At 69.2% G+C, this 21,475-nt stretch carries 13 protein-coding genes; 7 read left to right on the top strand and 6 right to left on the bottom strand.

The annotated features are described in order from the left end of the window. Positions 1-29 precede the first annotated feature (29 nt). The 3 genes from ftsA to ftsZ all read left to right on the top strand — a co-directional run bounded on the left by ftsA (position 30) and on the right by ftsZ (position 10,883). Positions 30-1,262 (top strand): cell division protein FtsA, encoded by a 1,233-nt coding sequence (gene ftsA, locus LZ199_RS06800; protein ID WP_141648320.1) that lies wholly within the window; start codon positions 30-32, stop codon positions 1,260-1,262. A gap of 372 nt (positions 1,263-1,634) precedes the next feature. Continuing rightward, entirely contained in the window at positions 1,635-9,212 is a 7,578-nt protein-coding gene (gene agmC / locus LZ199_RS06795) for an adventurous gliding motility protein AgmC (RefSeq protein WP_407667171.1), read from the top strand. A gap of 438 nt (positions 9,213-9,650) precedes the next feature. After that, on the top strand, positions 9,651-10,883 hold the full coding sequence (ftsZ, locus tag LZ199_RS06790; RefSeq protein WP_253992826.1) for a cell division protein FtsZ: 1,233 nt from the start codon (positions 9,651-9,653) through the stop codon (positions 10,881-10,883). Between the two features lie 24 nt (positions 10,884-10,907). Here ftsZ and LZ199_RS06785 read toward each other — a convergent pair whose 3' ends face one another. Continuing rightward, entirely contained in the window at positions 10,908-11,291 is a 384-nt protein-coding gene (locus LZ199_RS06785) for a hypothetical protein (RefSeq protein WP_253992825.1), read from the bottom strand. 141 nt (positions 11,292-11,432) lie between these two features. Between LZ199_RS06785 and LZ199_RS06780 the strand changes: the two genes are divergently transcribed. The 3 genes from LZ199_RS06780 to LZ199_RS06770 are packed head-to-tail and all read left to right on the top strand — an operon-like array spanning position 11,433 to position 13,812. Further along, on the top strand, positions 11,433-12,785 hold the full coding sequence (locus tag LZ199_RS06780) for an acetyl-CoA carboxylase biotin carboxylase subunit (protein WP_253992824.1): 1,353 nt from the start codon (positions 11,433-11,435) through the stop codon (positions 12,783-12,785). Positions 12,786-12,829: 44 nt separating this feature from the next. Then, positions 12,830-13,042 carry a biotin/lipoyl-binding carrier protein gene (locus tag LZ199_RS06775; RefSeq protein WP_141648351.1) on the top strand — a complete coding sequence of 71 codons (213 nt, stop codon included), beginning with the start codon at positions 12,830-12,832 and terminating at the stop codon, positions 13,040-13,042. A gap of 5 nt (positions 13,043-13,047) precedes the next feature. Continuing rightward, complete coding sequence (locus tag LZ199_RS06770; RefSeq protein WP_323389335.1) at positions 13,048-13,812, top strand: enoyl-CoA hydratase/isomerase family protein; 765 nt, start codon at positions 13,048-13,050, stop codon at positions 13,810-13,812. A gap of 30 nt (positions 13,813-13,842) precedes the next feature. Here the strand turns inward: LZ199_RS06770 and LZ199_RS06765 are convergent, their stop codons facing one another. Further along, on the bottom strand, positions 13,843-14,436 hold the full coding sequence (locus LZ199_RS06765) for a response regulator (protein WP_141648350.1): 594 nt from the start codon (positions 14,434-14,436) through the stop codon (positions 13,843-13,845). Positions 14,437-14,518: 82 nt separating this feature from the next. Beyond that, positions 14,519-16,351 (bottom strand): FHA domain-containing protein, encoded by a 1,833-nt coding sequence (locus LZ199_RS06760; protein WP_253992822.1) that lies wholly within the window; start codon positions 16,349-16,351, stop codon positions 14,519-14,521. Between the two features lie 51 nt (positions 16,352-16,402). On the opposite strand from LZ199_RS06760, the gene LZ199_RS06755 reads away from it, so the two are divergent. Further along, entirely contained in the window at positions 16,403-18,061 is a 1,659-nt protein-coding gene (locus tag LZ199_RS06755) for a rhomboid family intramembrane serine protease (RefSeq protein ID WP_253992821.1), read from the top strand. Positions 18,062-18,079: 18 nt separating this feature from the next. Here LZ199_RS06755 and LZ199_RS06750 read toward each other — a convergent pair whose 3' ends face one another. From LZ199_RS06750 to LZ199_RS06740, 3 genes are all read right to left on the bottom strand, one after another. Then, positions 18,080-19,078 (bottom strand): RNA ligase family protein, encoded by a 999-nt coding sequence (locus tag LZ199_RS06750; protein WP_253992820.1) that lies wholly within the window; start codon positions 19,076-19,078, stop codon positions 18,080-18,082. A 131-nt stretch (positions 19,079-19,209) separates the two neighbouring features. Next, positions 19,210-20,085, bottom strand: a complete 876-nt coding sequence (locus tag LZ199_RS06745) for a hypothetical protein (protein ID WP_253992819.1) — start codon at positions 20,083-20,085, stop codon at positions 19,210-19,212. Between the two features lie 2 nt (positions 20,086-20,087). Next, positions 20,088-21,347 (bottom strand): hypothetical protein, encoded by a 1,260-nt coding sequence (locus LZ199_RS06740; protein ID WP_253992818.1) that lies wholly within the window; start codon positions 21,345-21,347, stop codon positions 20,088-20,090. Between the last annotated feature and the right edge of the window lie 128 nt (positions 21,348-21,475).

Raw genomic sequence — 21,475 nt, 5'->3', positions numbered from 1 at the left:
ACGAGAGTGGGGGGCCTGGGAGGGTTGTCATGGCGAAGCAGAAGTCGGGGGAGATTATTGTCGGCCTCGACATCGGCACGACGAAGATTTGCGCCATCGTCGGGGAGCTGACCGACAGCGGTATCGACATCATCGGTATCGGGACGCATCCGTCGAAGGGGTTGCGCAAGGGCGTGGTGGTGAACATCGAGGCGACCGTCTCCTCCATCCGCCGCGCGATTGAAGAGGCGGAGCTGATGGCGGGCGCGGAGATCTCCCACGTCTACACGGGCATCGCCGGTGGCCACATCAAGGGCTTCAACTCCCAAGGCATCGTGGCGGTGAAGGACAAGGAGGTCCGCGAGGCGGACATCGCGCGCGTCATCGACGCGGCGAAGGCGGTGGCCATCCCCCTGGACCGGGAGGTCATCCACGTCCTGCCCCAGGAGTTCATCATCGATGACCAGGGCGGCATCAAGGAGCCCCTGGGCATGGCGGGCGTGCGCCTGGAGGCCAAGGTGCACATCGTCACGGGCGCCGTCTCCAGCGCGCAGAACATCGTCAAGTGCGCGAACCGGACGGGCCTGAATGTCTCCGACATCGTCCTGCAGCCCTTGGCGAGCGCCGAGGCGGTGCTGGGCGAGGACGAGAAGGAGCTGGGCGTGTGCCTCGTCGACATCGGCGGCGGCACCACGGACATCGCCATCTTCTCCGGCGGCTCCATCGTCCACACGGCGGTGATTGCGCTGGGCGGCAACAACCTCACCAGCGACATCGCCATCGGCCTGCGCACGCCGGCCCACGAGGCCGAGCGCATCAAGCAGAAGTACGGCTGCGCGCTGGCGTCGCTCATCAACAAGGACGACACGCTGGAGGTGCCGAGCGTGGGCGGTCGTCAGCCTCGCGTCCTCGGGCGGCAGATTCTGTGCGAAATCCTGGAGCCGCGCGTGGAGGAGATCTTCCAGCTCGTGCACCGTGAGATTCAGAAGTGCGGCTACGAGGACCTGCTGGCCTCGGGCGTGGTGATTACCGGTGGCTCGACGTTGCTGGCGGGCATGCCGGAGCTGGCCGAGGAAGTGCTCGGGCTGCCGGTTCGCCGGGGCATGCCGCGCGGCATCGGCGGGTTGGTGGACGTGGTGAAGAGCCCCATGTACGCGACGGGCGTGGGCCTCGTGGTCTACGGCGCCAAGCACCTGGACCGGCGCATGTTCCGCATCCGCGAAGAGAACGTGTACAAGAAGGTGAAGGGCCGCATGCGCGAGTGGCTCGAGGAAATCTTCTAGCGCCAGGGGGACGCAGCCGCGTCCTGGCGTCACGCGAAGGGGCTCTCCGGAAGGAGGGCCCCTTTTGCTTTTGGCGGAGCGCGTCACGAATCGGCCTGACGCTGAGGGCCTGGGCTGACACGTCAACGAGGACCCGTCGCGCTGGGTTGACGAGTCAAGGCGAGCCCGCAGGGCCCCAGGAGGGTGGGTCATCCGGTCCGGTTTCCAGAATCTGGATCCGTGATTCGGATCCGCCGCTCTGTTTCAGAGGGGAGGGGCGAGGGAACCCCCCTGGGCAGAGGTAGGACCAGAAGTGGACGGAGGGTGGCTCCTGGATTGCTATGTGCGATCAGCGCCGCCCGGGCCCCACTTCACTCCGCGCGGCCCAGGCCTATGAAACCGAACCCACAAACTCCTACTTCGCTGGTCGAGTCGCGGCGCGTACGTGCTCGCTTGCCCGCCGTCGGCCTGCTGGCGCTCCTATGCGCCGCGCTGGTGGCCCCCGCCGCGCATGCCTCGGCCGATAACTTCCACCTGGGTGACGGCTCGGACGGTGCGCTCACCGTCAACGCGCCCGGCACCGTCGTCAACGCCTATGCGCGGGTGACGGCGGCGGTCACGGCCGGCCAGACTGGCGTCACGGTCAACTCGACGACGGGCTTCGCGGTGGGGGACTTGGTGCTGGTGTACCAGTCGGCGGGCCTCACGGCGCCGGCCTCGGGAAGCCAGACGCCCATCGACCTGAACGCGGCCGGCAACGAGGCGGTGGGTCGGTGGCAGTTCGGGCGCGTGAGTGCGCTGACGGCGACGCGCCTTACCTTCACCGCGCCGCTCACGGTGGCCTTCGCGGCCAACACCGGGACGCAGGCCATCCGCGTTCCCGAGTACTCCACTGTGACTGTCAACGCGGCGGGAAGCATTGTCGCCAAGCAGTGGGATGGATCCACGGGTGGCGTGCTCATCTTCCTGTCCACGGGGGCCGTGAACAACGCGGGCTCCATCTCCGCGACGAATACGGGCTTCCGCGGCGGCCTCTTCTGGAATGGCGATGGGGATGGCTGCACCGGCATCAACCAGAACCAGCCCGGTGGCGCGCAGAAGGGTGAGGGCGTGGTGTTGGCGAGTTACGACAACACCTTCCCGTTCACCGGGGGCACTGCGGGCTACGGCAACATCGCCAACGGCGCGGGCGGCGGCATCTGCCACAACTCGGGCGGTGGTGGTGGTGGTAGCGCGGGCGCGGGCGGCAAGGGGGGCCGGACGTGGAGTGGTGATACCATTCCCTCCCGTGACGTGGGTGGCCTGGGCGGCACGCGCATGGACTTCAGCGCGGTGGACAAGCTGCTCTTCGGTGGTGGCGGCGGCGCGGGTCACAGCAACGACGACTTTGGCGGCGGGGGTAGCGCCGCGGGTGGCATCGTGTTCATCCGCGCGGCCTCGCTGGCGGGCGCGGGGACGATTTCCTCCAATGGCGTGGCGGGAGAGAACGCTCGCGAAGAAGCCAACGACGCGGCGGGTGGTGGTGGCGCGGGTGGAACGCTCTATCTGCGCTTCACCGGCGCGCTGACCTGCGGCGCCAACCAGGTGTCGGCGCGCGGTGGCAACGGCGGTAGCACGACCTTCGCGGAGCACGGCACGGGTGGTGGTGGTGGTGGTGGTCGCATCCTGCTCCAGGGCGGCACCGTGAACTGCTCCCCCGCCGTCACGGGCGGCCTCCCCGGCACGCAGCCCACGGCGGGCGCTCCGGACGGCCTCACCTACGGCGCCATCGCGGGCAGCCCCGGTGTCGTCACCGTGCTGGCGGGCCCCTTCGTGACGCCGACGGCTCCGGTGGTCGTGACGCCGGCCAACGGCTCCACCACGGGCGTGCGTCCTCCCATCACCGGCACGGCGACCCCGAACTCCCAGGTCGTCATCTCCGTGGACGGCGCGGTGCTGGCCACCGTCACGGCGGATGCCGCGGGCAACTTCACGTACACGCCGGTCGTGGACCTGACGACGGGCGCGCACACGGTGAATGCCGTGTCCGTGCTGAACGGCGCGGTCAGCCCTGTCAGCAACACCAACACCTTCACGGTCGTGAACGCGCTGCCTCCGCCGGTCGTCGTCACTCCGGCGAACAACGCGGTGCTCACGACGTCGCCGACGCAAATCACCGGCACGGCGTCGGGCGGCGCCACGTCCGTGGTGCTCACGCTCAATGGCACGACGTACCCGGCCATCCCCGTGACGGGTGGTACCTGGACGTTCCCGATTCCCGTCGCGGTGCCGGACGGCGTCTACAACATCTCGGTCGTCTCGCAGGATGCGACGCGCACGAGCACGGCCACGACGTCCACCTTCACGGTGGACACGGCGACGACGGTGACTGTCACGACTCCGGCCGAAGGTGCGGTGCTGACCAACGGCGTGGTGACCTATTCGGGTACCGCGGAGCCGGGTGCCTCGGTGGCGGTGGTGGTGGATGGCGTCACGGTGGGCACGGTGACTGCGGCGGGGAACGGCAGCTGGTCGGTGCCGGTGGCGACGCCGCTGGCGGACGGGCCGCACTCGGTGACGGCGACGGCGACGGACACGAGTGGCAACACCGCGACGGACACCAACGCCTTCACGGTGGACACGGCGACGTCAGTGAGTGTCGCGACGCCAGCCGAGGGCGCGGTGCTGACGAACCCGGTGGTGACGTACTCGGGTACGGCCGAGCCGGGCGCCTCGGTGGTGGTGGTGGTGGATGGCGTCACGGTGGGCACGGTGACGGCGGCGGGGAACGGCAGCTGGTCGGTGCCGGTGGCCACGCCGCTGGCGGACGGGCCGCACTCGGTGACGGCCACTGCGACGGATACGAGCGGCAACACCGCGACGGATACGAACGCCTTCACGGTGGACACGGGCACGTTCGTGAGCGTGACGACGCCGGCCGAGGGTGCGGTGCTGACCAATGGCGTAGTGACGTACACGGGTACGGGTGAGCCGGGCGCCTCGGTGGTGGTGCGCGTCGATGGCGTCACGGTGGGCACGGTGACGGTGCCTGCGAACGGAATCTGGTCGGTGCCGGTGGCCGCGCCGCTGGCGGACGGGCCGCACTCGGTGACGGCGACGGCGACGGATGCCCTGAACAACACCGCGACGGACACGAACGCCTTCGTGGTGGACGCGACGACGTCGGTGAGCATCACCACGCCGGCGGACGGATCGACCACCAGCGACCCGGTCGTGACGTACTCGGGCACCGCTGAGCCGGGTGCCACCGTGGTGGTGGTGGTCGACGGCGTCACCGTGGACACGGTGACGGCGGGCCCTGGCGGCACCTGGTCCCTGCCGGTGGCGACGCCGCTGGGCGAGGGTCCTCACACGGTGACGGCCACGGCGACGGATACGAACGGCAACACCGCGACGGACACGAACACCTTCACGGTGGATTCGCAGACGTCGGTGAGCATCACCACGCCGGCGGATGGCGCGGTGCTGGATGACGGTGTGGTGACCTACTCGGGCACCGGCGAGCCGGGCGCCACCGTGACGGTGGTGGTGGACGGCGCGGAGGTCGGCACGGTGACGGTGCCCGCGAGCGGCAACTGGTCGGTGCCGGGCGTCTCCACGCTGGGTGACGGGCCGCACACGGTGACGGCCACGGCGACGGATACGAGTGGCAATACGGCGACGGACACGAACACCTTCACGGTGGACACGTCGACGAACGTGAGTATCACCTCGCCGGCGGATGGCTCGACGGTGGGCGACCCGATGGTGACGTACTCGGGTACGGCCGAGCCGGGTGCCACCGTGACGGTGGTGGTGGATGGCACGGAGGTCGGCACGGTGACGGTGCCCGCGAACGGCAACTGGTCGGTGCCGGGCATCTCGACGCTGGCCGAAGGCCCTCACACGGTGACGGCCACGGCGGAGGATGCGAGCGGCAATACGGCATCGGACACGAACACCTTCACGGTGAACACGTCGACGAACGTGAGCATCACCACGCCGGCGGATGGCTCGACGGTGAGCAACCCGGTGGTGACGTACTCGGGTACGGCGGAGCCGGGCGCCACGGTGACTGTCACGGTGGATGGCACGGTGGTGGGCACGGTGACGGCGGAGCTCGACGGCAGCTGGTCGGTGCCGGTGTCCACGACGCTGACGGACGGCCCGCACACGGTGTCGGCCACCGCCGACGATGGCGAGGGCAACACCGCCACGGACACGAACACCTTCACGGTGGACACGGCCACGACGGTGAGCATCACCACGCCCGCGGACGGCGCGGTGCTGACCGACGGAGTGGTGACGTACGTGGGGACCGCGGAGGCGGGCGCCACCGTGACTGTCACGGTGGATGGCGCCGTGGTCGGCACGGTGACGGCGGCCGCGAACGGCTCCTGGACCTTGCCGGTGGCCGCGACGCTGGCGGACGGGCCGCACACGGTGACGGCCTCGGCGGAAGACACCGAGGGCAACACCGCGACGGACACGAACAACTTCACGGTGGACGCGACGACGTCGGTGAGCATCACCACGCCGGCGGAGGGCTCCACGGTGACCAACCCGGTCGTGACGTACTCGGGTACGGCCGAGCCGGGCGCCACGGTGACGGTGGTGGTGGACGGCACCACGGTGGGCACGGCGACGGCGGGTGTCGACGGCACCTGGTCGGTGCCCGTGACGACGCCGCTGTTCGACGGGCCTCACACGGTGACGGCCACGGCGGAGGATGCGAATGGCAACACCGCCACGGACACGAACACCTTCACGGTGAACTCCGTGCCGGACACGCGCATCACCGCGAGCCCTCCGGTGAACACCTCCAGCACCGACGCGGAGTTCAGCTTCAACTCCGTCACGGGAGACCCGCGTGACACCTTCGAGTGCTCGCTCGACGGCGCGCCCTTCGCTCCCTGCACCAGCCCCATCAACTTCACGGGCCTGCCCGAGGGCACGCACACCTTCCAGGTGCGCGCGGTGGACGCGGACGGCGACGTGGACCCCACGCCCGCCAACTTCATCTGGTCCATCGGTCTGGACACGGACGGCGACGGCCTGACGGACACGGAGGAGATCGCCATCGGCACGGACCCGAACAACCCGGACACGGACGGCGACGGCGTGTCGGACGGCATCGAGGTGGAAGTGGGCGGGACGGATCCGCTCGACGACGACTCGGATGACGACGGTCTGATGGATGGCACCGAGGACAAGAACCACGACGGCATCGTCGACGCGGACGAGACCGACCCGAACGAGGCGGACACGGACGGCGACGGCATCCAGGACGGCACGGAGCTGGGCCTCACCCAGGGGGAGGGCTCGGACACCGACGCCACCGTCTTCATCCCCGATGCGGACCCGACCACCGTGACGAACCCCCTCAACCCGGACACGGACGGCGGCAGCGTGCGTGACGGCGTGGAGGACGCGAACCACAACGGCCGCATCGACCCGGGCGAGACGGACCCGAACCTGGCCGCGGACGACGTGGACTCCGACCTGGACGGCGTGAGCGACGAGCGCGAAATCGAGCTCGGCATGGACCCGCACGACGCCGACACCGACGACGATGGCGTGCCGGACGGCCAGGAGGCCCTCACCGACACGGATGGGGACGGCACCATCGACGCGTTGGATCCGGACAGCGACAACGACGGCATCAACGACGGTACCGAGCGCGGCGTGACGTGGGAGACGGCGCCTCCGGGCACCAACATCGACTCGCCGAACTTCGTGCCGGACCTGGATCCGAGCACCACCACCGACCCGAGGAACCCGGACACGGATGGTGACGGCCTGAACGACGGCCGTGAGGACGCGGACCACAACGGCCGCGTGGACGCCACGGAGACCAACCCGAACGACGCCGACACGGACGACGACGACCTGAGCGACGGCGTGGAGGTCCTGGGCTCCAACGCGACGAACCCCCTCGACCCGGACACCGACGCTGACGGCCTGAACGACGGCCGCGAGGACGCCAACCACAACGGCGGCCTCGACAACGGCGAGACGGACCCGAACAACCGCGACACCGACTTCGGTGGTGCGAGCGACGGGGAAGAGGTCAACGGAGGCACCAACCCGCTGGTCGGCGATGACGACTTCATCGTCGTGGGCCGTGGCTGCAGCACGGGCGGGGCGGGCACCTTCGCGCCGCTGGCGCTGCTGTTCCTGGCGCTGCCCCTGTTCGGTCGCCTCCGCCGCGTGGCGGGGCGCTCGTCGCGGGGCGTGGCGGCGGCCGTCACCGGAGGCCTGGCCCTCGCGGGGACACTCGCTGCCCAGCCTGCCCATGCGCAGGCGACGCGGCCGTCCCCCGTGTCGCAGTCCATCGACGTGCAGCGCTTCAAGCCGGGCCCGGGCGCCGAGGACATCCTCGGCATCCACAGCGCCCGCGTGCAGCGCCACCTGGGGTTGAACCTGGGCCTGTCGCTCAACTACGGGAGCAAGCCGCTCAACTTCCTGGACCCTCGCTCGGACCGGTTCATCACCGCGCTGGTGAGCCGTCAGCTGGGCATCGACCTGATGGGCGCGGTGGGTCTGTTCGACCGCTTCGAAATCGGCGTGATTCTGCCTGTGACGATTCAGGGCTCGGACCCGGCGCCGCAGGTGGACTCGTCCTTCTCCCAGGGCGTGGGCGGCGGTGGTATCGGCGACCTGCGCCTGGTTCCGAAGGCGCGCCTGGTTGATGGGGAGCGCTTCGGTCTGGCGCTGGTGGTGCCGGTGTCGCTGCCCACGGCGGGTGGCAACGACTTCCTCGGAAGCTCCGGGGTGGGCGTGCAGCCGAAGCTGGTGGCCGAGTACGGTGAGAAGGTCCGCTTCGCCGCCAACGTCGGCGTGGACATCCGCGAGAAGCAGGTGCTGCGCAACCTGACGGCGGGCAACGCGTTCACCTACGGCCTGGGCACGGAGATTCCCTTCACGCTGGGCCAGGTGCCGCTGGCGGCCGAGGCGACGGTGATTGGCGCCATCGGTCTGGACGAGCAGGACTCCGAAGAGAGCCCGCTGGAGCTGCTGGCCGCGCTGAAGTACCGCGCGGCGAGCGGTTTCACGGCGCACCTGGGCGGTGGACCGGGCCTCACCCGGGGCTACGGCACGCCGGGCTACCGGCTGCTGGCGGGCTTCGGCTACAGCCCTCCGCCCGAGCCGAAGAAGGCGGCGCCGCCTCCGCCCGTCGACACGGACGGCGACGGCCTCTACGACCCGGACGACCAGTGCCCCACGCAGCCCGAGGACAAGGACGGCTTCCAGGACGCGGATGGCTGCCCGGACCCGGACAATGACCAGGACGGCATCCTCGACGGCGACGACAAGTGCGTGAACGAGCCGGAGACGAAGAACGGCTTCCAGGACGAGGACGGCTGCCCGGACGAGGCTCCGCCCGTGGACACGGACGGCGACGGCCTCTTCGACCCGGACGACAAGTGCCCGAACCAGCCCGAGGACAAGGACGGCTTCCAGGATGAGGACGGCTGCCCCGACCCGGACAACGACAAGGACGGCATCCCGGACGTCGCGGACAAGTGCCCGCTGGAGCCGGAGGTCATCAACGGCGTGACGGACGAGGACGGTTGCCCCGACAAGGGCAAGGTGAAGGTCCAAGTGGATGGCGAGCGCATCCTCATCCTGGAGAAGGTCTACTTCGCCACGGGCAAGGACATCATCCTCCCGCGCTCCTTCCCGCTGCTGAAGCAGGTGGCCGCGGTGCTGCGCGCCAACCCGCAGGTGGAGCTGCTGCGGGTGGAGGGCCACACGGATGACCAGGGCAACGACGCGTCCAACCTGGACCTGTCCAAGCGCCGCGCCGCCAACGTGCGCGCCTTCCTGGTGAAGGAGGGCATCGACGCCGGTCGCCTGGAGTCGCAGGGCTACGGCGAGACGAAGCCCGTCGACAGCAACAAGACGGCGAAGGGCCGCGAGAACAACCGCCGCGTGGAGTTCAACATCGTCCGCATCGGCAAGGTGGAAGTGGAGCGCGTGGCCCCCTGATGTCGTCGCGCCGCCCCGGGCACCCACCGTGGTGCCCCGGGGCTGACAGCCGAAGTCGTTGACACCGAGGGTGGTTCCGGAAAGCGGAGCCACCCTCGGTTTTTTGCGCGAGGGCCGTCCGCCACCGGGAGTCGGAGGCGCGTGACGCTCCGTGAAGACCTTCCACGTGTGTCGTGGAACAGGGGGGAAAGGGGTGGCGGCGACGCGGAGAGACCTGCCAGGGTGCGCCGTCCGGCGCGAGTCAAGGGGCGAAGTGGACCCGCCACGCCGCGCTGCTTGCTTTCGGGGCTGCTGCGTAAGTCCGCGTCAGGACTCGGCGCCGTGCCATCCCGCTACATGTGCGTAGCGGAATACTTGCCAAAGATCCGGACTTGCTGATGATTGCGGAGGTTGGAGGCTTGCGCGCTGCACCGCGCGACGCCTGCCGAAAGGACCGCCATGGACCAGTTCGATCAGAACAAGCAGGCCGCCAAGATTCGGGTCGTCGGGGCGGGTGGGGCCGGCTGCAACGCGGTCAACACGATGATTCTGTCCAAGCTGGACCGCGTGGACTTCATCGCCGCCAACACCGATATCCAGGCGCTGGCCGCCAGCAAGGCGCCCACGCGGCTGCAGCTGGGCCAGACGCTGACCAAGGGCCTGGGCGCCGGCGCCAACCCGGAGATGGGTCGCGAGGCCGCGCTCGAGTCTCGAGACCAGATTGCCGCGGTGCTCGAGGGCGCCGACATGGTCTTCGTCACGGCGGGCATGGGCGGCGGCACCGGCACGGGCGCGGCGCCCATCATCGCCGACATCGCCAAGAGCCTGGGTTGCCTCACGGTGGGCGTCGTCACCAAGCCCTTCCTCTTCGAGGGCAACAAGCGCCGCAAGCAGGCCGAGCAGGGCATCGTCGAGCTCAAGGCCGCGGTGGACACGCTCATCACCATTCCGAACCAGCGCCTGCTGTCGCTCTCCAACGAGCCGATGCCGCTGCTGGAGACCTTCAAGCGCGCCGACGAGGTGCTGCTGAATGCCGTGCAGGGCATCAGCGACCTCATCCAGTACCACGGCTACATCAACGTCGACTTCGCCGACGTGAAGACCATCATGAGCGACAAGGGCCTGGCGCTCATGGGCACGGGCCACTCGTCCGGCGACAAGCGCGCGCTCACCGCCATGCAGCAGGCCATCTCCAGCCCGCTGCTGGAGGACGTCTCCATCGACGGCGCCACGGGCCTGCTCATCAACATCACCGGCGGCCGGGACATGACGCTCCAGGAGGTCAACGAGGCGTTGACCCTGGTCCACGACGCGGCGGACAGCGAGGCGGAGATCATCTTCGGCTCGCTCATCGACGACAACATTCAGGATGAGGTGAAGATCACCATCATCGCCACGGGCTTCGTGCACCGCGACGCGCCCAAGGTGCGCACGGTGACGCCGGTGGTTCAGGTCCCCCTGGCCAGGCCCGCGCAGCAGTCGGTGCTCATCCACAGCCACAACGCGCGCGAGGAAGTGGCCAGCCTGGTCCCCGCGAAGAGCGGCGCCTCCCGTCCGATGTCGACGGTGGACAACAGCAAGTCCGTCAGCAACCGGACGGCCGTGGTGAAGGACTCCGCGCTCCCGTTGGATGAGGACCAGTTCGACATCCCCACCTTCCTGCGCCGCCAGGGGCAGACCGAGCTCCCGTAGCAGCAGCGGGGCGGCGAGGAGGCTTTAGCGGGCGGGCAACCGCGCCACGCTGGCTTCATCGCGGCCGGCCAGCTTGTCCGCGCGGGTGAAGAGCGTATCCAGCTCCTCGTACAGCGCGTCGATGCGCTCCTGCTTGCGGGGCGCCGGAATCACGCCGCCACCGGCCAGCTCCTCCAGCCGGGCACTGGCGCGCTGCAGCAGCTGGAGCGCCTTGAGGAGCGACAGCCCTCGGCGCGTGCCTTCCTGGGTGAACAGCGTGCCGCTCTGGGTGAGGGCTTCGAGCGTGCCTCGGACGGTGCGGACGCGGTCCGACTGGCGGGTCCGGTAGAGGTCCAACCGACGCGCGCGGCGAGCGCCATGGAGGTCGACCACGCCAACGCCGGTGCCTGAGGAAGAGGTGGGCTTCACGGTGTGGCAAGGTACGTCATGCCTTTGTAGAGCCGCAAATTTACTGGACTGTAGGGACCTGTTGCACGCCTGCTCGCGCCCTTGTCAGGGAGGGGGGCGGGGGTTAGGTTCGCCGCCCTTCCGCACACGAGGGCATGTGCCATGTTCCAGAAGTTGCTCATCGCCAACCGGGGTGAAATCGCGCGTCGGATTGGCGCCGCGGCCCGGCAGATGGGGCTCAAGACGGTCGCCGTGTACTCGGACCCGGACGCGGAGCTGCCGTTCGTGAAGGAAGCGGACGAGGCCGTGCGCATCGGCCCCGCCGCAGCGAAGGACAGCTACCTGAGCATCCCGGCGATTCTGGAGGCCGCGAAGAAGACGGGCGCCCAGGCCGTGCACCCCGGCTACGGGTTTCTGTCCGAAAACGGAGACTTCGCCCAGGCGTGCAAGGACGCGGGGCTCATCTTCGTGGGTCCGCCGCCGGAGGCCATGGCGCGGATGAAGGACAAGAGCCAGGCGCGCAAGCTGGTGTCCGCGGCGGGCGTCCCGGTGGTGCCTGGCAGCGAGGGCCTGGTGCCGGATGTGGCCACCGCGCTGGCCGAGGCGGAGCGCATCGGCTACCCGGTGTTGTGCAAGGCTGCGGGCGGCGGCGGCGGCATCGGGATGGCGGCGGCGAACAACCCCGCGGAGCTGGAGAAGGTGTTCCGCCAGTGCACGGACCGGGCGAAGTCCGCCTTCGGCCGTGAGGGCGTGTACCTGGAGCGCTACTTCCCGGCGCCTCGCCACATCGAGGTGCAGATTCTGGGGGACCACCACGGCCACCTCATCCACTGCCTGGAGCGCGAGTGCTCCATCCAGCGGCGCCACCAGAAGGTGGTGGAGGAGGCGCCGTCCGTGCTGTTCGCGGACGGGAAGAACGCGGAGCTGTCCCAGAAGCTCTTCACGGCGGCGGTCACGGCGGCGAAGACGTTCGGCTACGCGAACGCGGGCACGGTGGAGTTCCTGTACTCGGACGGACAGGTCTACTTCATCGAGATGAACGCGCGGCTCCAGGTGGAGCACCCGGTGACGGAGCTGACCACGGGGCTGGACCTCATCGGCTGGCAGCTGCGCATCGCCGCGGGCGAGCACCTCACGGTGAAGCAGGAGGACGTGGTGCGGCGCGGGGCGGCGCTGGAGTTCCGCATCTACGCGGAGGACCCGGTGAAGTTCTTCCCGTCGCCCGGGCCGCTGAAGGTGTTCCAGCCCCCCACGGGCGAGGGCGTGCGGTTGGACGCCGGCTATGCCGAGGGCAACACCGTCACGCCGAACTACGACCCGCTCATCGCCAAGCTCATCATCTCTGGCGCCACGCGCGCGGAGGCGATTGAGCGCTCGGTGACGGCGCTCCAGTCGTTCCGCATCGAAGGCATCAAGACGAACATCCCGCTCCACCTGCGAATCGTTCAGGATGCGGCCTTCAAGGCCGGCGAGCTGGATACGCATTTCCTGGAGCATCACGCCAAGCCGGCGTAGTGGCAGGCTCCTGCTTCATCACACCCCTGCGGAGGAACGGACTCATGGCGGACGTTGCGGCGCATATCACTGGCACCGTGTGGAAGATCGAGGTGCAGGTCGGCCAGCAAGTCAAAGAGGGCGACACGCTGGTCATCCTCGAGTCCATGAAGATGGAGATGCCGGTGGAGACGACCGAGGCCGGCACCGTGAAGGAGATTCGGTGCAAGGAGGCTCAGTCCGTCAACGAGGGTGATGTCCTCGTGGTGCTCGGCTAGTCGTGGTGGAGCCCTCGGTGGAGGTGGAGGACCGCGAGGGCGGCGTACGGGTGTTGACGCTGTCCAACCCGGCCCGGCGCAACGCGCTGAATGACGCGATGCTGGCCCGGTTGGACGCGGCGCTGGAGCCCGCAGCGCACGTACGGGTGCTGCTGGTGCGGGGCGCGGGCGGCACCTTCTGCGCGGGCTATGACTTGACGCACCTGGGGCCACCGGGTGCGGATGGGCGCCTGCCGGATGACGCGCTGGTGGAGTGCCTGCTCAAGCTGGAGCACCACCCGGTGCCCAGCGTGGCGCTGGTGCAGGGCGCGGCGGTGGGCGCGGGCTTCGATTTAGCGGCCTCGTGCGACTTCCGGGTGGGCGCGCCGGACACCGTCTTCCTGATGCCCCCGGCGAAGCTGGGCATCGTCTACTCGCCGGAAGGCCTGGCTCGGGCGACGCGACTGGTGGGGCTGTCCCGGGCGAAGCAGCTCTTCCTCACGGCGCGCAAGCTGGATGCGCGTGAGGCGCTGGACTGGGGACTGCTCGACGTGTGCGAGGAGGACGCGGAGACGCGTGCCTTCGCGCTGTGCGCGACGCTGGCGGGGCATGCGCCTGGCGCGGTGTCGGGGATGAAGGAGTCGTTCGGGTTGCTGTCGCGGGCGCCATTGGGTGACGCGGAGCAGGCGAGGCTCAGAGCGCTTCGCGCGACGGCGTTTGGTAGCGAGGATGCGAAGGAAGGGCGTGCGGCCTTCCTGGAGAAGCGTCCGCCCCGCTTCACCGGCCGCTAGTCACGCGGCCGGCGAGGCGGTGTCGGGGCTTCAGGTGTCGCCGAACAGCTCGCCCATGCGCAGCTGCAGCGCCGAGGCAATCTTGTAGAGCGACGAGATGGACGCGGAGGACTCCGCGCGCTCAATCTGGGACAGCAGTGACACGGACAAGCCGGTGCGTCGCGCGAGCTGCTTGAGGGTGAGCTCTTGCGTCTTGCGCGCGTCGCGGATGGTGCGACCGATGGCGCGGTGCAGGTCCGCCTCCGGGTCCTGGGACAAGCCCTTCTTCTGAAGGGCGTTGCGGACCGCGGTGATGAACTGCTCCGGCTCCATGGGCTTCTTGACGTAGTCGGAAGCCTGGGCCTTGAGCGAAGCGACCGCCGTATCCACCGTGGGGTACGCGGTGGCGACGATGACGGCAACGTCCGTATCGTACTTGCGGATCAGCTCCAGCACCTCGGTCCCCGACATCTGCGGCATCATCATGTCGAGGATGACGAGGTGGAAATCGGAACCGCGGAGGATCTCCACCGTCTGGGTGGGGTCCGTCGTGGTCACGACCTCGTAGCCTTCGCGGGTCAGCACCAGCTTGAGGTAGTCGCAGTTGTCCTGCTCGTCATCAACCACCAGGATGCGAATCTGCACAGCGTCTCCTCGCTGCAGGTGAACTTCGTCGTGCTGGGGCTCGGGGAGGGGGGGCGAGCACGCACAGCCGATGGGGGATGGTTCAGCCTCCCTGGTTCTTCCTCTTCGCGCCTTCGTACTGGTCCAAGAGGTCTTGAACGCCCTTACGAGAAGGGTGATCTGGCGGGGCCAGGTTCAGGAACTTCCGGTAGTGCTTCGCCCCTTCGTCAACCCGATCGAGCCGCGCTTTGGCGACGCCCAACACGAGTTGGCACTCGGCGTTCTTCGGGTCTGCACTCGCGCACTTCTCGGCAACCGCCAGGGCTTCCTGGTATTTCTGAATTTTAATCAGTCCGCGAGCTTCGATGATGCGCTCGGTGGTCTGCGAATCGAGCTCGGCGGCGGCCGCCGCCGCAGCAGCTTCCTTGGCAGAAGTCTGCACCACTTCTGGAGGAGGCTTCGCCGCCGTCTTCGCGTCCTCGATTTCCTTCAGCTTCGCGTTGAGCTGACGCGTCAGCGACGCATGCCTCTCCGCATAGAGCTTGGTCTTCGCGCTCGCTTCGAGTGGTGCCACCGCACCCTCGGGCTTGCCGGAGTCCAGAGCTTCCTTGGCCACTTTGAGGTGGCCTTCGACGGCCTCCTCGGCGGTCACGATGTCCAAGAACTTCTGCGCCTTGGGAGGGAGATTTCCGGCAGCGTCGCGGGTCTGCTCCAGCGCTGCTGTGGCCGCATTGAGGTCTTGGGCCTTGAACGCCGCCTCGGCGGCAGCCATGTGCTGCTCGAAGGTCGGCTTCGGAGGCTCGGGCGGATTCGAAGGAGGCGTCTCGGTCCCGGGAACCTCAGGCGTCCCGGTCTGCGCCGTCGTCGGAACCTTGTTCTCGTCAGGCGGCTGCACGGGAGGCGCGGGCGGATTCTCGGGCGGGGGCTGCTGAATGGCCACTGGCTCCGTCGGAGGATTCGGAGTGACCGTGCCCAGTCCCTGCTGCTTGGACATCCAGAACGCGACGCCACCACCACCCAGCAGCAGGGCGATGAGCCCGGCCACCAGCGGCATCTTCGACATGCCGCCTTCGCTGGCGGGAGCGTCGGAGTCATCGCCGTCGCCGGCATCCCCGGCGGCCAGGAAGCGCAGCTTCACGTGGCCCAGCTCGACGATGTCGCCGCTGTTCAGGGTGGCCTGGGCGTAGCTCTCGCCGTTGACCGTCATCCCATTGGCGGACTGCATGTCGATGACGCGCCACTCACCCGTCGCCTCACGCACCAGCTTGGCGTGGGTCCGCGACAGCGAGCGATGGTCCAACGTGATGTCGTTGTCGTCCGTCCGCCCGATCCGCAGCTCCGTCCGGATGCACGCGAACTCCTGACCCCGCAGCTCGTCCGGGGTCAGCACCATCAGCCGGGGCGCATCCTTGCTATCGATGTCCTCCAGCTTCCGGGGCCGGTCGGCCTCCACATGATCCAACCGGATGATGGAGGTCGAGTTGCGGCGCTTGTCCGCGGAGGCTTGGGACGGGGGCGTGTGGTCGTGCTCGTCGCCGTCTCCAGGTGCCTCCTCCTCGCTCTCCGAGCGGTCAGGCTCCTCGGGCTCGGCCTCCTGCCGGCGTGTAGGTACCTTGGTGGTGATGGGGCCTACGGCATTGGCGGCGCCTTCGGCCTGGAGAGCCAGGTCGTAGTCGCCGATCTGGATCAGGTCGCCCTCACTGAGGGGCGACTGACCCGCGATACGCTCGCCGTTGATCCGGGTGCCGTTATAGCTACCCAGGTCCTCCACCACGACATGGCCGTTCAACCGCACCAGTCGTGCGTGACGTCGAGACACGTTACGTTCGGTCAGGCGGATGGTGTTTCCCTCCTGACGTCCGATGGTGATCTCGTCGCGCACGAAGGGAACAACGGTCTTGCGCCCCTCGTCGTCTTCGATGATGAGCTTCAGCACGGGTCCGATCCGCGTACAGTCATAGCAGAACGGCCTTTCAACGCACAAGTCATGCATCCCCCTCAAATGACAGGGCTTTCTCCCCAGGAGGGCGGGGAGCCGGGGTTGTTGTCCATCGGTCAATCGGCCGACCAAGGGAGCGCTCGTTCATTTCCCTGGGTCACCCTGGCCGTCGCGGGCCTCCTGGTGGCTGTCCACGGGGTCCTCGCCGCCCTGGGTCCTGTCGACGTGGATGCGTTGGTGCGCTGGGGCGCCAAGGCGGGCCCGCTGGTGCTGGAGGCGGGGCAGGTCTGGCGGCTCTTGTCTGCCAACCTGCTGCACCGGGACGCGCTGCACCTGGCGCTCAACGTCACCGTGCTGGTGGCGGCGGGCACGGCGCTGGAGCGGGCCTGCCGACGCGTCGACTATGTCGCGCTGTTGATCTCCACCGCGCTGACCACGATGGCGAGCTCGCTTGCCTGGTCTGGCGCGGTGAGCGTGGGTGCCTCTGGGCTCGTCTATGGATGCATGGGCGCGTTGCTCGTATTGGGCCGGCGTCACCGCTCTCGCTCGGGTTTCCGTGTGCGGTGGCTATCCGGAGAGAGCTCGATTCCAACAGTGCTCGTGTTCCTCTGGTTGGGCTGGACTTCGGTGGGCGTGGACAACGCCGGGCACCTGGGTGGACTGGTGGCTGGGTTGCTGACGGGAGCGTTCCTGGAGCCACGCGAGTCGGAGCGCTCCGTGCGGTCGGGCGTGGTGAGGCCGCTGGTGGGAGTGGGCGCGGCGCTGCTCGTGGCGGCGCTGGTGGTGATGGAGCGCTCCGGCTGGCGCGTGGAGCGGGATGACGGCTTCGGTGTCGCGGTGGCGCTGCCCGAAGGCTGGCGCGGCGAAGTGGACGGACAGGGGCGGCGCACGTTCTCCAATGGGTTGCCGGGACTGGGGCGCGCCACGTTCTCCGCGGAGGCCATCGAGGCCGGTGAGGCGGTGGATGGCCTGGCGCAGGCACGGCACTTCCATGAGGAGACGCTGCCGCTGGGAGTGCCCGGGCCCGAGGGCCGGACGCTGTCGGTGCAGGGGCCCTCGCGAACGCTGGTGGGTGGGCGTGTCGCGCAGCGGCTGCGCGCACAACTGGAGGGGCCTGATGGAGGGCGCCATCTGCTCGCCTTCTTCGTGCCTCGGGGGGAGTGGGTCTACCGCCTCGTCTTCACGTGGCCCGCGCAGTGGCCCGCCTATCAGGACGTCGTGGGACGGATGGTGGCGGAGCTGCGGTTCGACGAGCCCTCGGTGCTGCGCGAGGCGCGAGGTCGGGCGCTGTTGTCGCCCGGCGCGCCCGGGCCGCAGAGGGAGCTGGGCGCGGTGCTGCGACGGCTGGGGTTGTCGCGCGAGGCCGTCACACCGCTCGCGGAGGCGGTGCGCCTGTCACCCGCGCACGTGGGCGCTCGGGTGGAGCTGGCGCGCGCGCTGCTCGACACGGGGCGCGTGGAGGAAGGGTGTCACGCGGCGGACGAGGCCCAGGTCTACGGCCCGTCGGATACAGGAGCGCTGGAGGCGGGAGTGCGGTGCGAACTGGCCCGGGGTGCGCTGCCTCGGGCGCTGGAGCGCTTGGAAGAAGCGCGGCGCGTGGACCCGCAGGATGCGCGCCTGCGGGCCGCCGAGGCCGCGTTGAGGACGGTGCTTGAGGCGTCTCCGTCCTCCGTGCACCAGGAGACCTCGGGTCCAACGCCGCGCTGACGCGTTGGCTCCGAGGCTTCAGTCCTCATCCTTGAGGAGGAAGTCGTTGTTGATGACCTTGAACGACAGCCTGCCGCTCAGCGTGGGCGAGTGCCGCTCGACGAGCGGCCGGATGACGATGCCCTCCTTGCGGTTCTTCGTGCCCGGGTAGAGCCCCTGGGCGAGCTTCAAGTAGTGCTCAAGGCCGTGGTCGAACGTCCGGGCGGCCTCGCCCGTGACGACGTGCTCCACCGGCACCGTGCGCAGCCCATGCTTCGCGCAGAACGCGATGAAGTCCTCGTGGCCCAGGAACTGGCCCGTCCGGGTGTCGTGGACGCTGAACACGAACAGGTCCACCTCGGTGAGCCCCAGGCGGTTCTTCTGGATGCCGGGGCCGCACAACTCCCCCTGGATGGCGAAGCCCGGAGGCAGCGCGGTGTCCAGCGAGTACCGCTTCGCCACGGTCCACGCCCGGCTCGTTCCGGGTCGCAGCGACCAGTTCCGGGAGCACGCCACCAGCGGGCCGTCGAGCGGCCTGAAGAACGTCGCGGAGGTGCCGTCCATCTTCGTCGTCACGAAGAAGTCGTGGCCCCGAAGCTCGTCCAGCACGGCGAGCGCCGACTGCAGGCGGATTTCATCCGTCTTCGGCACTTCACCCGGGAAGGGCCCGGCCACGTCGCTGCCCTCGGGCGGCGTCGGCTCGTACTTCACGACGCCCAGGCTGTCGCGCACGTCCGTGCCCTCGGGAGGCACTTCGCCCTCCAGGATGGACGTGGGCAGCGCGAGTCCCTGGGACAGCACGCCCCTCAGTCGCGCGGTCTTCACGCGAAAGCTCCGGGCCCTGAGGAACTCCGCCCAGGGGGCGCCCTCGGGGAGCTGGCTGTCGATTTCGAAAAAGACGCACGCATCACCGGGGGCGAACTCGCCCTTCTTCACCACCACGTCCCAGCCCATCACCCGTGCCTTCAGGATGTTGTCGGCTCCGGGGATGTCCTCCAGGTGGTCGATGCGCTGAATCGAGACGAGCTTTCTCTCCATGACGACACCTCCTTCCTCGCCACCGGCGAGGGCCAGGGCTCCCCAGCGACGCCCTGGAGCCCCCCGGCTGACGGTGCCTCGATATCAGGAAACCTCCAGGCATGGAGCTTGGGGCTTTGGGCCCGGCGGACTCACCATCGCGCGCTGAAGGCCCGCACCACGAGGCCCACGCCGAGCGTCCACTCGTCACGGCGCATGAGGCCCGCGTCACCCAGGACGTAGCCTCCGGAGAGTCGCAGCGCCACGGGCTGGTCCGCCACGGCGAGGAACACGCGCTCCAGCGAGGCGTCGGCGCGGGCGCGGAAGTCCGTGCCGCCCTCGAGCCCGAAGGTCCACCCCGCGAGCCCCGACGCCCGCAGCGCCCACAGTCCATCATCGCTCTCCAGACTCAGGTCGAACATCAGCGAGGTGAAGGGCGACAGCGCGTGCTCGGTGGTTTCTCCCACGCGGCGCAGCGTGTGGCTCGCCACCGGGCCGAAGCCGAGCCAAGCGCGCCCCGTCTCCGAGCGCAGCGGGTCGATGAGGAGCCCCATGCGTCCCGTCTCCAAGGTCCACCCCGAGCCTTCCCACTCGCGCCGCTCCAGGCTCGCCGCGCGCAGCGCCACCGTCACGTCGAACGGGAAGGGGATGCGCACCGGGCGCGCGGTGGGAATCAGGATAAAGCCTTCCTCCAAATGGCGACGCAGCAGTCCGTCATAAGCAGTGAAGCCCCAGCCGCGCCGCTCTCCATCCCAGAGGTCCACGCCGAGGAGTCGGTGGTTGTTGAACCAGGGCGTGCCCTTGCTGCGGCTGGTGCGCCCGGTGCGGATGCGCACGCTCGAGTGCAGCGTCAGGCCCCCCACGCCGTCGCGCACCGTCGCGCCCGTGCCCAGCACCCAGCCGTCTCCCGGGTCGAAGCAGGTGGGGAACTGCTCGCCCCCTGCGTCCGTGGGGAGACACGGGTCCGATGACGGAGGGCCCGCGCTTGGCGCCGAGGCCAGGAGCAATGCGAGTCCAAGCGCGAGCACGGTCAATCCCGGGCCTTTTCGGCCATGGGCGCGGAGCGGCGCGCGGGGGCCCACAGCGAGAAGCGCAGGCCCGCGGAGGCGGACCACTCCCAGCGCTCCGGCAGGAAGGCAATGTCATTGCGCCACGTCCCGCGCGCATCCGCGACCAGGCTCAGCGGCTGGTCGTTGATGGCCAGCAGGATGAGCTCGTAGCCCGCGGAGAGCCTGAGCCGCTCGGGCCTGAGCGGACGGCCCTCCACCGCGCGCGACAGGAGGACCTTCTCCGCCTCCACGCCGAAGCGCAAATGGTGGAACCCATCCCTGTCCAGCGTCAGGTTGCCTTCGAGCGCCGCGCCGGGCACCAGCGTGGTGATGTCGTTCTCATAGTCGCGCTCCGCGGAGGGACCCGCGCGCACTCGCACGTACGACACCATGTCGCGTGAGTGCCACAGGTCCAGGGTGGCGTGCAGGGTGCCCCAGGTGAGGAACCCGCCTCGCACCTCTCCGCGCTCCAGGTCCTCCACATGCAGCGCCTCCAGCCACACGCCCAGGTTGATGCTGATGTCGTGGCGTCGCGGCTCGCCGAAGAAGGTCGTCACCCGGAAGAGCGGCTCATCGCGCTCGACGCTGAAGTCGTAGCGCATCATCGTGAAGTCGATGGAGGGCTCTCCGAGCGACAGCTCCGTCTCCAGGAAGTGCAGCCGATGCAGCCGCTTGCGCTCGGCCACCTCCAGCGCGATGCCGAAGTCCAGGCGCACGCGGTCCTCGCGCGCCTCGTCACCGGGCCACAGCGGGCTCCACGCGCCGCCCAACCAGACGCGCCGGTGCAAGTCGAAGTTGAACTGCATCACCCGACCGCGCTCATCGCGGTACCAACCCGGCGGCGCGTCGGCGATGGACGGCTCCAGCCGATACGTGAGCAGCTCCGCGTTCGGGACGGGCGCGCTCTCCTCCGGGACGCAAGCGCGGACCCGCTCCAGGAAGCGCTCCGTCTCCTGGCCGTCGGCATCGAGCTCGTAGCCTGGAGTGACGAGACACCTCCGCTGCTCGAAGTCGCACTGCGCGCGCCACAAGCCCGAGGGCACGGCCTGCGTGGGCGGCAACGTGAGGCACAACACGGGGCGCTCCGCGTCCTGGAAGGGCAGCGGGACCGCGGGTGGCTGGAGGAGGGGAGCAGCGACCTCAACGCGGGCGTCCTCAACGGGGGCGACCTCAGCGGGCGGACCGCCCTCGACCTGCCCCAGGAGCAGGGCACAACCCAACGTCACCGCTGATACGAGCATGGAGCCTCCGAAACTGGACGGGGGCGGGCAATACAAGGCCCGTGCCCCCGCTTCCCCAGCGGGCTCTCTCCATGTGGGCCTCCCACCTCCGTGCAGGCTCCTGCACAATGGCGCGCACGCTGCCTCAC

This window comes from Myxococcus qinghaiensis, assembly GCF_024198215.1.
Taxonomy (GTDB): Bacteria; Myxococcota; Myxococcia; order Myxococcales; family Myxococcaceae; genus Myxococcus; species Myxococcus qinghaiensis.
Note: the sequence above shows the minus strand (reverse complement) of the source record. Positions and strands in the feature narration are given on the sequence as shown.

Coding starts and splice junctions, on each gene's coding strand:
- ftsA (WP_141648320.1), top strand. CDS start 30: ATGGCGAAGCAGAAGTCGGGGGAGATTATTGTCGGCCTCGACATCGGC.
- agmC (WP_407667171.1), top strand. CDS start 1,635: ATGAAACCGAACCCACAAACTCCTACTTCGCTGGTCGAGTCGCGGCGC.
- ftsZ (WP_253992826.1), top strand. CDS start 9,651: ATGGACCAGTTCGATCAGAACAAGCAGGCCGCCAAGATTCGGGTCGTC.
- LZ199_RS06780 (WP_253992824.1), top strand. CDS start 11,433: ATGTTCCAGAAGTTGCTCATCGCCAACCGGGGTGAAATCGCGCGTCGG.
- LZ199_RS06775 (WP_141648351.1), top strand. CDS start 12,830: ATGGCGGACGTTGCGGCGCATATCACTGGCACCGTGTGGAAGATCGAG.
- LZ199_RS06755 (WP_253992821.1), top strand. CDS start 16,403: ATGCATCCCCCTCAAATGACAGGGCTTTCTCCCCAGGAGGGCGGGGAG.
- LZ199_RS06750 (WP_253992820.1), bottom strand. CDS start 19,078: ATGGAGAGAAAGCTCGTCTCGATTCAGCGCATCGACCACCTGGAGGAC.
- LZ199_RS06740 (WP_253992818.1), bottom strand. CDS start 21,347: ATGCTCGTATCAGCGGTGACGTTGGGTTGTGCCCTGCTCCTGGGGCAG.